Source organism: Arthrobacter sp. 01T425, assembly GCF_056398725.1.
Genome location: NZ_JBFTPY010000002.1, coordinates 219,719 through 232,255 on the forward strand (window position 1 = coordinate 219,719; position 12,537 = coordinate 232,255).

Here is a 12,537-nt window from a genome sequence, read left to right on the forward strand (position 1 = left end):
CCCGTCACAGCCCGGCCAGCCGGGCTTCGCCGCGGGCGGACAGTTGTTCGCGGAGCCTGGCGCCTTCGCTCGCGGGCAGCCCGGGAATCTCGGCGCTGGTCGCGGCGGCCGCGGTGTGCAGTTTCAGAGTGCACAGGCCCAGCTGGCGTTCGACCGGGCCCATCGCGATGTCGACGTACTGCATCCGCCCGTAAGGAACCACGAGCGTGCGCTGGAAGAAAATGCCGCGCCGGATCAGGAGGTCATCATCACGCTCGGCGTAGCCGATCGAGCGCACCTGCCGGGGAATCAGCGCGAGCCGCCACAGGGCCAGCAGCAGCGCGACAGCGGGCAGGGCGACGGCCAGCCAGACAGGCAGCCAGGTCCACACGCCGGTCAGCACCAGGATTAGGGGAAGCGACAGCAGGGCCACCGCGACCAGGGTTCCCAGCGCCCATCCCGCGAGGCGCACCGTGACGTACTTCGGGGACACCCGGAGCCAGTCGATGCCCGGAGGATCAATCGCTTCGGTAGGCATATTCGCCTTCCGCCGAGGGCTTGCTGCGCTTTCCCTGCACGCCGGGCCGGGATTCGGCGTCGCCGTCCTCGGGGGGAATCCGGCAGAACCGCTCGACGACGAGCCCGACGATCACCATGATCAGTCCGCCGCCAGCCATGGCCAGGGCCTGCCAGGTGATCTCCTGGTTGCTGCGCAGGTTCCACAGCCGCAGTTGCTCCACCACGATTCCCGCGTGCCAGCCCAGCAGGACCGACCCGGTGTAGGCGCAGGCCTGCGCGAGGACCAGGGTCCAGGCAGCCAGGATGGGGTTGAGGATTTTCTTCTTCTTGCCGTTGCGCCACCGGAGCACGCGGATGCCCAGCACCAGCGTGAGGGCCACGATCACGCCCATGGTCACCAGGCCCGTCAGCGGCAGCACCGGGGTGGCCAGGCCGTAGCGGCCGGAGAGCATGGTGGCGAACCAGCCGGCCACGGCCAGGACCACGCAAATGGCCAGCAGGAGCAGGGGGCTGGTCAGCTTCACGGCCGCTCCGCCGCACCGGGCACGCCGGTGATCTCCGTGGCAGTGACATCCGCTGCGGCGGGGTTCTGGAAGCCGTCAAAGGTGGCAAGGCCGGCGAAATCGGCGGCTTTCGCCGCGAGGTCGCCCACGCGTTCGCCGTTGAGCTCCGCCGCGGGATCGATCAGCGACCACGGGTAGAGCACGAACGCCCGTTCCGCGGCCCGGGGGTGGGGCAGAGTGAGCTCGGGATCGGAGCTGACCACATCCCCGTACGTGATGATGTCCACGTCCAGGGTCCGCGGCCCCCACCGGACCTCGCGCACGCGCAAATGCTTCTGCTCCACGTCGTGGCAGTGCTCGAGCAGTCCGCGCGGCGGCAGCGACGTCTCGACGGCAATCACCATGTTCAGGAAGTCAGGCTGGTCCGGCGGGCCTCCCACGGCCTTGGTCTGGACGATCGGCGAGATGGCCAGCAGGCGCACCTCCGGCGGGTCGACGAGGTCCGCGACGGCGGCGGACAGGGTGTCGCTGCGCTCCCCCAGGTTGCTGCCGAGCGCGAGCACGGCACGGGTGTAGAGCGGGCTCACGTCCGCCTCCGGTGCACGCTGACGGCGACGTCGCCAAAGTCGACTTCGATCGGGGCCTTGGGCTTGTGCACGGTGATGTCCACGGCGTCGACGGCGAATTTCTGCAGGACGTCCTCGGCAATCCGCACCGCGAGGGCCTCGATCAGGTTCAGCGGCTCACCCGTGATCCAGTCCCGGATGCAGTTGGCCACCTCGCCGTAATGCGCGGTGTCCAGGACGTCGTCGGAAGCGGCCGCTTTGCTGAAGTCCAGGTGCAGCACCGCGTCGACGACGAAGGGCTGCCCGTCGCGGCGCTCAAAATCGAACACACCGTGATGGCCGACGGCGGTGACGCCGCTCAGCGTGATCTGATCCATGGTGCCGGCCGGATCAGTTGGTGCCGGCGTGGGCGGAACCGGCCGGTGCCGGGGGAACCATGCGGGCGGCGACCTTGACGGCGTCCAGGCTCGCGCCGACGTCGTGCACGCGCACAGCCCAGGCGCCGCGGAAGGCGCTGATGGCGGTCATGGCGGCGGTGGCGGCGTCGCGTTCAACCGGCTGGGCGGCCTTGCCGGCCACGGTCAGGAGGCTGCCGAGGAAGCGTTTGCGTGAGCCGGCGACGAGGACTTTGTGGCCCATGGCCTGCAGGACATCCAGGTGCTGCAGGAGCTCCCAGTTCTGGCCCTCGTTCTTGGCGAAGCCCAGTCCCGGGTCCACAATGATCTGTTCCGGCGCGACCCCGGCGGCGTACAGCTTGTCGCGGACGCCGGCGAGCTCGGTCACGACTTCCCCGGCGACGTCACGGTAGTCCGTCAGGGAGTTCATGGTGCTGGCGTCGCCGCGGCGGTGCGTGAGGATGTAGGGGACCTTGGTGCGGGCGGCGAGTTCGGCCATTTCCGGTTCCATGGTCAGGCCCGAGACGTCGTTGATGATCGCGGCGCCGGCCTTCAGGGCCGCGGCAGCCGTCGCGGCGTGGGTGGTGTCGATGCTGACCAGGGCGCCGGCCTTGACCAGGGCCTCGATGACCGGCAGGACCCGGCGCTGTTCCTCGTCAGCGCCGACTGCCGTGGCACCCGGGCGGGTGGACTCGCCGCCGATGTCGATGATGTCCGCCCCGGCGTAGAACATCCGCAGCCCGGCCGCGATCGCCGTGTCCGCCGTCGCGTGGGCTCCGCCGTCGCTGAAGGAATCAGGGGTGACGTTGAGGATTCCCATCACCAGCGTCCGGTCCGTGGGCAGGTCCTGGAACTTCGCCGCCGGGCGCGGTTTGCGCAGGATGGGCAGGGGCGAAGTGGCGGGGCCGGTGCCCGGGGCTGCAGCTAGGGAGTCCATGGTCTGTGTTCTTACCTTCCGAGTATGAGGCTCATGGCTTCGGCACGGGTGGCCGGGTCATGGAGTTGCCCGCGCACTGCGCTGGTGACGGTCTTGGCGCCGGGCTTGCGGATTCCCCGCATGGACATGCACAGGTGTTCACATTCGACGACGACGATCGCGCCACGCGGATTGAGGTGCGTGACGAGGGCCTCGACGATCTGGGTGGTCAGGCGTTCCTGGACCTGCGGGCGCTTGGCGAACATGTCCACCACGCGCGCCAGCTTGCTCAGGCCCGTGACCTTGCCGTCGTGGGACGGGATGTAGCCCACATGCGCCACCCCGTGGAACGGCACCAGGTGGTGTTCGCAGGTGGAATAGAACGGAATGTCCTTGACCAGCACGAGTTCCTCGTGCTCGAGGTCGAAGGTGGTGGCCAGGATCTCGGCGGGGTCGTGGTGCAGGCCTGCGAACATTTCCACGTAGGCCTTGGCCACCCGCTTCGGGGTGTCCAGGAGGCCGCCGCGGTCCGGGTCCTCACCGATCGCCAGCAGGATTTCCCGTACTGCCGCTTCGATCCTGGGGCGGTCCACTTTGGACTTTGAATGCGGGGATCCTCCGTCCCCCGCCGAAGCAGCGGCGGGGGCGGGAACGTCGTCGTCGAAGTTAGAAGTCACAGAAGAAGCCTAGCCGGGATGACCATCAGTCCCGATATCTGTTGCACCGCCCTGGAAGGACTCCTGCCCGCCGACGCCCTGGGCATGCGGGGGCTGGGCATCCAAGGGCTCTTCGAGCCGGGCGTGGGTGGCTTCCTCCTGGGCTTCACGCTCCGCCTTTTCGCGGCGTGACTCCACGGGGCCGGCGGTCTGAAGCGTGCGGGTCTCCTTGGAGAGCCAGACGTCGCGGAAGTCGCGCTTGCGGATGTTGGTGAAAATTTGCGCGATTTCGGCCTGGTTCAGTGTTTCGCGTTCGAGCAGTTCCAGCGCCAGCTCGTCCAGGACATCCCGGTTTTCGGTCAGGATGGCGTAGGCCTCATCATGGGCACCGTCGATCAGGCGGCGCACTTCCTCGTCGACGATGTAGGCGATCTGGTCCGAGTAGTTGCGCTCGTGGCCGGCGTCGCGGCCCAGGAACGGCTCGCCGCCGCCCTGGCCGAGGCGCACGGACCCGACCCGTTCGCTCATGCCGAACTCGGTGACCATCTTCCGGGCGATCCCGGTGGCCTTCTCGATGTCATTCGACGCGCCCGTGGACGGATCATGGAAGACGAGTTCCTCGGCGACGCGGCCGCCCATGGCGTAGGCCATCTGATCGAGCAGTTCGTTGCGGGTGATGGAGTACTTGTCGTTTTCCGGGACCACCATGGTGTAGCCGAGGGCACGGCCGCGGGGCAGGATGGTGATCTTGGTGACCGGGGCGGAGTTCCGCAGGGCAGCCGCGACGAGGGCGTGGCCGCCTTCGTGGTACGCGGTGACTTTGCGTTCGTGTTCCTTCATGACCCGGCTGCGCTTCTGCGGGCCGGCCATGACGCGGTCGATCGCCTCGTCCAGGGCGCGGTCATCGATCAGGTTGGCGTTGGACCGGGCCGTCAGCAGGGCGGCCTCGTTCAGGACGTTGGCCAGGTCCGCGCCCGTGTAGCCGGGGGTCTTCTTGGCAACAGCCTTGAGGTCGACGCCGGCAGCCATCGGCTTGCCCTTGGCGTGCACCTGCAGGATCTGGTCGCGGCCGATCAAATCGGGGGCCTCAACCCCGATCTGCCGGTCGAAGCGGCCCGGGCGCAGCAGGGCCGGGTCCAGGACGTCGGGGCGGTTCGTGGCGGCAATCAGGATGACGTTGGTCTTGACGTCGAAGCCGTCCATTTCCACCAGCAGCTGGTTCAGGGTCTGCTCGCGCTCGTCGTTGCCGCCGCCGATTCCGGCGCCGCGGTGCCGGCCGACGGCGTCGATCTCATCGACGAAGATGATCGCCGGCGCGTTGGACTTGGCCTGCTCGAAGAGGTCGCGGACACGGGAGGCACCCACGCCGACGAACATTTCCACGAAGTCGGAGCCTGAGATGGAGAAGAAGGGTACGCCGGCCTCGCCGGCAACCGCGCGGGCCAGGAGGGTTTTGCCGGTGCCCGGAGGGCCGTAGAGCAGCACGCCCTTGGGGATTTTGGCGCCAACGGCCTGGAACTTGGCAGGTTCCTGGAGGAATTCCTTGATCTCCTCGAGTTCCTCGACGGCCTCATCGGCGCCGGCGACATCGCTGAAGGTCACCTGGGGCATGTCCTTGTTGACGAGCTTGGCCTTGGACTTGCCGAACTGCATCACCTTGGACCCGCCGCCCTGCATCCGGGAGAGCAGGAACCAGAACAGGACGCCGAGCAACAGCACGGGCACCAGCAGGGAGAAGAGCCCGGAGAACCAGTTGTTTTCGATCGGCTGGTCGGTGAAGCCGCCGGACGGTTTGGAGTCCGTGACGGCCTTGACGACGTCCTGGGCGCGGGCGTTGACGAAGTAGAACTGGACGTTCTTGCCCTTGTCCTGCCCGTCGACCTGAAGGTTGTCCTTCAGGACCAGGTCCACCCGGTTCTCGGCGTCAAAAATCTTGGCCTGTTCAACCTTGCCGCCGGCTGTCAGCAGCTCAAGGCCCTTGTCGGTGTCGATCCGGCTGGCGCCGCCCGGCGCAAGTGTGGCAAATGCCAGCAGCAGCATGGCCACCACGACGACAATCCAGATGCCGGGGCCCTTGAAGAAACTCTTAGCTTTCATCTGTTCGGGGCTGGCCCCGTCCCTCCTGGTAGTGCTGCACGGCGACCGGTCTGCGCGCGTGTGGTGCTGCGTCAGCTTCTAGCTATACACCGTCGCACTACCTCACGCACGGCAAAGGGCAAAAGTTCCCTGTGGGCGTAGCGGGGCCGGGCCTCCGGCCGCCCGGGGCCCGGGCGGGGTTGCCTTCGCGTGAACGATTTACTCGTAGACGTGCGGGGCCAGGGTGCCGACGAAGTCCAGGTTGCGGTACTTCTCGGCGTAGTCCAGGCCATAGCCCACCACGAACTCGTTGGGGATGTCATAGCCGACGTACTTGACGTCGATCTTGACCTTGGCGGCCGTCGGCTTGCGGAAGGCGGTGCAGATTTCCACCGACGCCGTGCCGCGGGATTCCAGGTTCGTCTTGAGCCAGGACAGCGTGAGGCCGGAATCGATGATGTCCTCGACGATCAGGACGTCTTTGCCCATGAGGTCGGTGTCGAGGTCCTTCAGGATGCGGACGACGCCTGAGGACTGCGTGCCCGAGCCGTACGAGGACACGGCCATCCAGTCCATGGAGACGTGGGTGTGCAGCGCACGGGCCAGATCAGCCATGACCATGACGGCGCCCTTGAGCACGCCCACGATCAGGAGGTCGCGGCCCTCGTAGTCCTTGTCGATCTGCGCCGCGAGTTCGGTGATCCGTTGCTGGATCTGTTCCTTGGTGTAGAGAACGTGTTTGAGGTCTGCCTGGACGTCGTTTGAATCCACCAATGGCTCCTGTGTAGATGCGGGGTGCGACTAATTTCGGGGCGGCTGTTGAGGCCGGAATACAAGCTTCCCACAGCGGGCGGCTTCGCGGGGAACACTTGCGGCGGACGGCTCCGCCGCAAGGAGCTGCGCGAGCGAGAGCCGGTAGACGCTGACCGCGCCGGGAAGCTCCACCGGGCCGGCCGATCCCTGCCGGCGCAGGAGCGCTTCCGCCGCGAGCAGGCGCTGGTAGCTGGGCTGCTGACCGCCGACGGCGGCGGCGGCCTTGGCGATCACCCGGAACCTCACGGCCGGGGCCAGGTCCCTCAGTCCGGCCTCCGGAAGGCTGATCTCCTCCCCTGTCTGCTGGCGCAGCCGCTCGAACGTGTCGTTCGCCACGTCCTCCAGGTAATCGGCGTCGAGCTGCAGGATCGCGGCCGTGCGGGCGAGCGATTCGGCAACGCCGGGGCCAAGCTTGTCCTCCAGCAGGGGCAGCACCTCAACCCGGGTCCGGGAACGCGCGTACACGGGATCGGTGTTGGACGGGTCGTGCCAGGGCTCCAGGTCCTCCACCCGGCAGATCTCCAGGGTGTCCGCGCGCCGCAGGCCCAGGAACGGGCGCAGCAGCCGGCCGCGGGCCGGCCGCATCCCGGCGAGGGACCGGGTGCCCGACCCGCGCGCCAGGCCCAGGAGCACTTGTTCGGCCTGGTCATCGAGGGTGTGGCCGAGCAGGATCGCGGTTGCACCTGCCTCGTCCGCGGCGGCCTCAAGGGCAGCATGGCGGGCGTCCCGGGCGGCGGCCTCTGGGCCCGCGCCGCTGGAGGCGACGTCGACAGTCCGGATCGTCACGGGAGAGAGCCCGAGCTCCTCGAGGGTGCGGGCCGTGGTGGCCGCGACCCCGGCCGAGCCCGGCTGCAGCTGGTGGTCCACGACGACGGCGCCGACAGAGACAGGATGGCCGTCCACGTGGCCCCGGCGCCCGAAATAGGCGGCGACGGCGGCGAGAGCCAGCGAGTCCGGTCCGCCGCTGCAGGCTACCAGGACGCGGTCCGGGTAGCCGGCCGCGGCGAGGGCGTCCTGCAGCATTTTTCGTGCCGTGCCGACCACCGGCGCGAGGCGGCCGGGCCGGCGTCGTCCGCTGGAAATCGAGGTAGAGCCGGCGCCGTCGGGGGCAGTCATGGCGGCTAGAGGCCCATCCGGTCGAGCCAGAGCCTGGAGTCGTGGATCTCGGGTTCGCTGGGGAGGTGGTCCGCGGACTCCCAGACTTTGTTGAAGCCCGCCATGCCGGCGGCGGCCACCACTTCCCGGACGAACTTGGCGCCGTCACTGTACTGGCGCATCTTGGCGTCGAGGCCGAGCAGGTTGCGGATGAATTTCTCGATCATGCCGCGGTCCTGGCCTCGGTCGTTGAAACGTTGCCGGATGGTCTTCACCGAGGGAACGATGCTGGCGTCCACGGCGTCCATGACCACATTGGCGTGACCCTCGAGAAGGCTCATGAGCGCAGTCAGGCGGGACAGGGCCGCCTTTTCCTCCGGGTTCTGGAGCAGGTCCAGGATGGCGCCGCGTCCGGGCGCGGCGCCGGGTGCCGCGCGGTCCTTCAGCGATTTCGCGGCCGCCGAGGCCCGTTCCATCAGGGAATCGACATTGCCCAGCAACAGTCCGCTGAGGTTTTCGATCTCCTGGAGCATGTGGTGCCGCAGCCACGGTGCGGCGGCGAACTGCACCCGGTGGGTCTGTTCGTGGAGGCAGACCCAGAGCCGGAAGTCCGCGGGTTCGACTTTCAGTTCGCGTTCCACGGAGATGATGTTCGGCGCTACGAGCAGCAGCCGTCCGGAAGCGGGGGCCGTGGAGTTTTCGGCCAGCGCGGAGAAGGGATCGTACTGGCCCAGGACTTTGCTCGAAAGGAAGGCCAGGATGGCGCCGAGCTGGCTGCCGGTGATGGCCGCGCTGACTCCGGCAGCTCCGGGGCTGAGGGAACCGCGGCCCTCCAGCAGCTTTCCCATGGCGGGCTTGAGCATGACGGCGAAGCTCTGCGTGTTGGCTTTGGCCCATGAGGCCCGGTCCACGACGAGGACCTCGGAGTCGCGCAGGTCCCGGGCGGCGTCCAGTCCGGTGATGTGGTGGACGTGCGGCACGGAAATGTCCGCCATGAGCCGCAGATTTTCGACGGCGGCGCCGATCTCGGCGCTGCCCAGGACGGGGCCTGCCGGCGTCAGCCGGGCTGCCGTGGATGCGGCGAGCTCCCAGTTGATGAGATCCGGGACCTGGACCGATGCCGCACTCGGCGTCTTGGGTGATGTCTCGCTTGATGTCTCGCTTGCAGAGGACTCCATGGGGTCCATCAGATCACAGGGCCCCGACAATGCGCCTTAATTTTCGCTGACCGGCGAACCGGCCGGGGCTCCGTGACCCCGGGCCGAAGGGCCAGACCGGCGCGGGGTCCGGGCCGGCCCGCGCTGTCAGCGGCAGCCGCAGCCGGCGAGGACGGCGGCGGAGCGGTCCAGTGCGGCTTTGTTCGCGGCGCCGGGGGTCAGCCCGTTGCCGACGAAGGAAAAGACCAGGAGCCGGCCGTCGGCGTCGACCACGGAACCGCTAAGCGCAATGACCGTGTTCAGTGTGCCCGTCTTGGCGCGGACCAGCCCGGCGCCCGCGGCCGAGGCCGCATCCGTGTAGCGGTCCCCCAGGGTGCCGGTGAGCCCGGCGACCGGGAACCCGCTCAGGGCTGCGCGCAGCCGGGGGTCTGTGCCCGAGGTCATGGCCCGGACCACGTCCGTGAGCTGCCGGGCCGAGACCCGGTTGGCCAGGGCAAGGCCGGAGACGTCCGCGGCCCGGAGCGAGTCAGTGGGAACGCCCATGTCCTTGACCTGCTGCAGCACGGCGGCAATGGCGTCGTCGCTGCTGCCGGGCCGGCCGACGCCGAGGGCGGTCATCCGTCCCATCACCTCGGCGAGGTAGTTGTCCGAGGTCTGCAGCATCATGTCCACCTGCTGCCCCACCGTGGCGGACTGGACCTCGGCCAGGACTTTGGCGTGCCCGCCCTCCGGCGCGTCACCGGTCCGGCCCCGGGCGACGCCGGGGGCAACGGACAGCCCCCCGGCCGCCGCGGCCGCCGTGAGCCGGGCGGCGAACACCTCGGCGGCGGTCATGGCGGCGTCCTGCGGGCGGGGTCCGGTGGTCTTGGCGGGATCGAACCTCGCGGAGTTCAGCGCCAGCGGGTACAGCGGGGCCATCTCCCCGGCGGCGACGTCCTCTGGGCTCCACGCCTGGCTGAGCGAGGGGCCGCTGAAGAGGGAGTCATCCAGCAGGACGGTCACCGTGCCGGTGACGCCGCCGGCTTTGAGGGCATCGATAGTGGCCTTCGCGAGCGTGGTCAGCCCGGCGCGGCCCAGAACGGCGCCCGGGGCCGATTCCCCGGCGCCCAGGAGGACATCGCCTCCGCCGGTCAGGACCACCGAGCCGGGGGTCGGCCCTGCCAGCACCCGGGTGCTGAAGCGGCGGTCGGGGCCCAGGACGCGCAGGGCCGCGCCGGCTGTGAGGAGCTTCATGTTCGACGCCGGAACGCGGGCCTCGTCGGCAGCCCGGTCGAAGAGGACCTGCCCCGTCGCGGCGTCCTGGACGATGCCGGTGAAGGTGCCGGCGCCGTCGGGCTTAAGGGTCTGGTTCAGCTGCGCGGCGAGGGCGGCCCCGGCCGGAACCGGCGCGGAAGCGCTGAGGGGCCCGATTGCCCCCGAACTGTTGCCGGGAGGGCTCAGTGTGGCGGGGATCTGCTGCCAGGGCGGTGCTGTCTGCGAGGCGTCGGAGGACCTGTCATGGCCGAGGAACGCCGGGGCGATGGCGATGCCGGCCGGCACTGCCACGGCCACCACGAGGAGGGTCTGGAGCAGCAGCGCGGGCATCCTGCGACCCCTGCCGGGCGCCGGCTGGGTACCCTCGCGGCTGGTTCTCGGTTTCATGCTGCTGCTGGTCCTTAGTCCTGAAATGTCCCCACTAGTTCCTGAAACCAGCGCCTCTCGCTATATCCTCAATAGTAGTCGGCGGCACCGACAGCCCTTATGCACGTGCCGCGCACCCCCTGAATTCGTCAAGGAGCATTCCATGAAGCATGACGTGACCATCGAGATCCCCAAGGGATCGCGCGTCAAGTACGAAGTCGACCACGAGACCGGCCGCGTCCGCCTGGACCGCGTCCTGTTCACGTCGATGCAGTACCCCACCCACTACGGTTTCTTCGAGAACACCCTGGGTGAGGATGGGGATCCGCTGGACGCGCTGGTGCTCCTGCAGGACTTCGACCTCTACCCCGGCGTGATCGTCGAGTCCCGCCCGATCGGCGTGTTCAACATGACCGACGACGGCGGCGGCGACGCCAAGGTCCTGTGCGTCCCGACCGATGCCCGGTTCGACCACATCAAAGAGATCAGCGATGTCAGCGAGTTCCTGATCAAGGAAATCGAGCACTTCTTTACCCGTTACAAGGATCTGGAGCCGGGCAAGTGGGTCAAGGCCGAGGGCTGGGGCGACCGTGCCGCCGCCGAAGCCGAACTGGCAGCCTCCATCAAGCGTTACGTTCCGGCAGCCGGCCACTGACCGTTCCTGCACTCCAGCGCGGGGTCACGTACCGCCCATCCGGGGTTCCGGAACGGGCGGTACGTGACCCCGCGTTTTTGTTGGGCGTTTTTCGATTGGCGTTCAGTCAAGTGGCTGGGGCGCGGTGATGCGGACTCTCGGCGTCGACCTCGCTGCCGCCGCGAAGAAGACGGCGGCGGCCGTCATCGAATGGGATGGCGGCGCGGCGCGCCTGGCGCATCTGTCGTTGAACGTGGGCGACGAGGAGATCCTCCGCCTCTTCGACACCAGCGCCATGACGGGGATCGATTCCCCCCTCGGCTGGCCGGACGCGTTTCTTCCCTTCATCGCCGGGCACCTGAGCTTCGAACCCCATCCGGTGCTGGACCATGACGGGATCGAGGGCCGCCGGCTGCTCGCCTACCGCGACACCGACCGTTTCGTCACCGGCAACACCGGCATGATCCCGCTCAGCGTCTCCGCGGACCGGCTGGCCCACCCGGCGATGCGTTGCGCGGTGATTCAGGCGAAGATCGCAAGGGAGTACGGTCCGCAGGCCAGGGACGGCAGCGGCCGGCTTGCCGAGGTGTACCCGGCGGCGTCGCTGAAGCTCTGGGGGATCCATGCCCGCGGCTACAAGGGGCGCGGGGCGCCGGAGGCGGAAATGCTGTCCTCAGCGGTGGCGGACCTGGCCGTGAAGGCGCCGTGGCTGGACCTGGCGGAGTACCGGGCCGATCTTGCGGCGTCCGATGACATGTTCGATGCCCTCATCGCTTCCCTGTCCGCGCGGGCCGTCGCCGTCGGCGCGACGCTGCGGCCCGGGCCCGGGCACGCCGCGGCGGCCCTGACCGAAGGCTGGATCCACCTGCCCTCCGGCCAGCTTTCCGGCCTCGCTTCCCGGTAACCGCCTCTGTTACGGCCCCGGCACAGCACGCCCGCCAACAACTTGCCCCGCAAGTGCCAGCAGGTAGTGTGTCATCAGAATGTTCACGCTGACCATCAATCAAACCGACAGCCGGCGCGACGGCGACCGCGTGCCGCAGCTCCTCAAGGACCTGCGGCACATTCCGGCGCGCCTTGATTTCGACCGTTCCGTCGAGGATGAGGTCCAAGGGATCCTGGACTGTCCGCATCAGACGGTGGAAGCGGCCATGATCGCCCTGCGCAGCGGCAGCTGGTACGTGGGCATTGGCGTGGGCCCGGTCAACGAACCCCTGCCGAACCAGATCAAGGACGCCTCCGGGCACGGGCTGATCTATGCCCGGCGCGCGGTGGATCGTCTCCGGAACCACAAGGACCGCGTCCGGGTGGCCGTGGAGGGCCCGCTGGCCGATCTTGCCGCAGAGGCGGAAGCCGTGCTGCGCCTCCTGGGCCACATTGTGCACGACCGCAGCCACGCGGAATGGCGGGTACTGGACCTGCTCACCCCGGGGGTGCGGGGTCAACAGAAGGCGGTCGCAGAGGAACTCGGGATCACCACCCAGGCCGTGAGCAAGGCCGTGGCCCGGTCCCAGTGGAATGAAGAGCACGCGGCCCGCCCCGCTGCGGCGCGGCTCTTGGGCCTCATCCTCGACGTCCGCTAGCCGTCCCGGCCCCTCCTCGGAACCG

Annotated in this window: 14 protein-coding genes; 3 read left to right on the forward strand and 11 right to left on the reverse strand. The window is 68.6% G+C overall.

Translation table 11 applies throughout. The annotated features are described in order from the left end of the window. Positions 1 to 4 precede the first annotated feature (4 nt). The 11 genes from AC1DNG_RS04830 to dacB all read right to left on the reverse strand — a co-directional run bounded on the left by AC1DNG_RS04830 (position 5) and on the right by dacB (position 10,316). Positions 5 to 517 carry a PH domain-containing protein gene (locus AC1DNG_RS04830; RefSeq protein WP_230007208.1) on the reverse strand — a complete coding sequence of 171 codons (513 nt, stop codon included), beginning with the start codon at positions 515 to 517 and terminating at the stop codon, positions 5 to 7. Then, positions 498 to 1,022, reverse strand: a complete 525-nt coding sequence (locus AC1DNG_RS04835; protein ID WP_223914701.1) for a DUF3180 domain-containing protein — start codon at positions 1,020 to 1,022, stop codon at positions 498 to 500. The genes AC1DNG_RS04830 and AC1DNG_RS04835 overlap by 20 nt, the downstream gene beginning before the upstream one ends. After that, on the reverse strand, positions 1,019 to 1,588 hold the full coding sequence (folK, locus tag AC1DNG_RS04840; RefSeq protein ID WP_476886756.1) for a 2-amino-4-hydroxy-6-hydroxymethyldihydropteridine diphosphokinase: 570 nt from the start codon (positions 1,586 to 1,588) through the stop codon (positions 1,019 to 1,021). The genes AC1DNG_RS04835 and folK overlap by 4 nt, the downstream gene beginning before the upstream one ends. Continuing rightward, on the reverse strand, positions 1,585 to 1,944 hold the full coding sequence (folB, locus tag AC1DNG_RS04845; protein ID WP_476856113.1) for a dihydroneopterin aldolase: 360 nt from the start codon (positions 1,942 to 1,944) through the stop codon (positions 1,585 to 1,587). The genes folK and folB overlap by 4 nt, the downstream gene beginning before the upstream one ends. A gap of 13 nt (positions 1,945 to 1,957) precedes the next feature. Continuing rightward, on the reverse strand, positions 1,958 to 2,899 hold the full coding sequence (gene folP / locus AC1DNG_RS04850) for a dihydropteroate synthase (RefSeq protein ID WP_476886757.1): 942 nt from the start codon (positions 2,897 to 2,899) through the stop codon (positions 1,958 to 1,960). Positions 2,900 to 2,910: 11 nt separating this feature from the next. Continuing rightward, the gene (folE, locus tag AC1DNG_RS04855) at positions 2,911 to 3,555 is read right to left on the reverse strand and encodes a GTP cyclohydrolase I FolE (RefSeq protein ID WP_223914705.1); all 645 of its coding nucleotides are present in this window, start codon (positions 3,553 to 3,555) and stop codon (positions 2,911 to 2,913) included. A gap of 9 nt (positions 3,556 to 3,564) precedes the next feature. Next, positions 3,565 to 5,631, reverse strand: a complete 2,067-nt coding sequence (ftsH, locus tag AC1DNG_RS04860; protein ID WP_223914706.1) for an ATP-dependent zinc metalloprotease FtsH — start codon at positions 5,629 to 5,631, stop codon at positions 3,565 to 3,567. 198 nt (positions 5,632 to 5,829) lie between these two features. Next, the gene (gene hpt / locus AC1DNG_RS04865) at positions 5,830 to 6,381 is read right to left on the reverse strand and encodes a hypoxanthine phosphoribosyltransferase (protein ID WP_018774939.1); all 552 of its coding nucleotides are present in this window, start codon (positions 6,379 to 6,381) and stop codon (positions 5,830 to 5,832) included. A 30-nt stretch (positions 6,382 to 6,411) separates the two neighbouring features. Beyond that, positions 6,412 to 7,446 carry a tRNA lysidine(34) synthetase TilS gene (tilS, locus tag AC1DNG_RS04870; RefSeq protein WP_476870340.1) on the reverse strand — a complete coding sequence of 345 codons (1,035 nt, stop codon included), beginning with the start codon at positions 7,444 to 7,446 and terminating at the stop codon, positions 6,412 to 6,414. A 98-nt stretch (positions 7,447 to 7,544) separates the two neighbouring features. Continuing rightward, positions 7,545 to 8,705 carry a zinc-dependent metalloprotease gene (locus AC1DNG_RS04875; protein WP_476856110.1) on the reverse strand — a complete coding sequence of 387 codons (1,161 nt, stop codon included), beginning with the start codon at positions 8,703 to 8,705 and terminating at the stop codon, positions 7,545 to 7,547. Positions 8,706 to 8,822: 117 nt separating this feature from the next. Then, positions 8,823 to 10,316 (reverse strand): D-alanyl-D-alanine carboxypeptidase/D-alanyl-D-alanine endopeptidase, encoded by a 1,494-nt coding sequence (gene dacB, locus AC1DNG_RS04880; RefSeq protein ID WP_476886758.1) that lies wholly within the window; start codon positions 10,314 to 10,316, stop codon positions 8,823 to 8,825. Positions 10,317 to 10,458: 142 nt separating this feature from the next. On the opposite strand from dacB, the gene AC1DNG_RS04885 reads away from it, so the two are divergent. From AC1DNG_RS04885 to AC1DNG_RS04895, 3 genes are all read left to right on the forward strand, one after another. After that, a complete protein-coding gene (locus AC1DNG_RS04885; RefSeq protein WP_018774943.1) occupies positions 10,459 to 10,950 on the forward strand; it encodes an inorganic diphosphatase in 492 nt (163 codons plus the stop codon). 127 nt (positions 10,951 to 11,077) lie between these two features. Continuing rightward, positions 11,078 to 11,833 carry a DUF429 domain-containing protein gene (locus AC1DNG_RS04890; RefSeq protein ID WP_476873316.1) on the forward strand — a complete coding sequence of 252 codons (756 nt, stop codon included), beginning with the start codon at positions 11,078 to 11,080 and terminating at the stop codon, positions 11,831 to 11,833. 79 nt (positions 11,834 to 11,912) lie between these two features. Next, positions 11,913 to 12,512, forward strand: coding sequence for a hypothetical protein (locus tag AC1DNG_RS04895; RefSeq protein WP_223915353.1), 600 nt, complete (start codon positions 11,913 to 11,915; stop codon positions 12,510 to 12,512). Positions 12,513 to 12,537: the final 25 nt, after the last annotated feature.

Bases quoted from the DNA above. Each gene is read 5' to 3' on its own strand.
- AC1DNG_RS04875 (WP_476856110.1), bottom strand. From the start codon at position 8,705: ATGGACCCCATGGAGTCCTCTGCAAGCGAGACATCAAGCGAGACATCA.
- ftsH (WP_223914706.1), bottom strand. From the start codon at position 5,631: ATGAAAGCTAAGAGTTTCTTCAAGGGCCCCGGCATCTGGATTGTCGTC.
- tilS (WP_476870340.1), bottom strand. From the start codon at position 7,446: ATGCTGCAGGACGCCCTCGCCGCGGCCGGCTACCCGGACCGCGTCCTG.
- AC1DNG_RS04890 (WP_476873316.1), top strand. From the start codon at position 11,078: ATGCGGACTCTCGGCGTCGACCTCGCTGCCGCCGCGAAGAAGACGGCG.
- AC1DNG_RS04895 (WP_223915353.1), top strand. From the start codon at position 11,913: ATGTTCACGCTGACCATCAATCAAACCGACAGCCGGCGCGACGGCGAC.
- folP (WP_476886757.1), bottom strand. From the start codon at position 2,899: ATGGACTCCCTAGCTGCAGCCCCGGGCACCGGCCCCGCCACTTCGCCC.
- AC1DNG_RS04830 (WP_230007208.1), bottom strand. From the start codon at position 517: ATGCCTACCGAAGCGATTGATCCTCCGGGCATCGACTGGCTCCGGGTG.
- dacB (WP_476886758.1), bottom strand. From the start codon at position 10,316: ATGAAACCGAGAACCAGCCGCGAGGGTACCCAGCCGGCGCCCGGCAGG.
- folB (WP_476856113.1), bottom strand. From the start codon at position 1,944: ATGGATCAGATCACGCTGAGCGGCGTCACCGCCGTCGGCCATCACGGT.
- AC1DNG_RS04885 (WP_018774943.1), top strand. From the start codon at position 10,459: ATGAAGCATGACGTGACCATCGAGATCCCCAAGGGATCGCGCGTCAAG.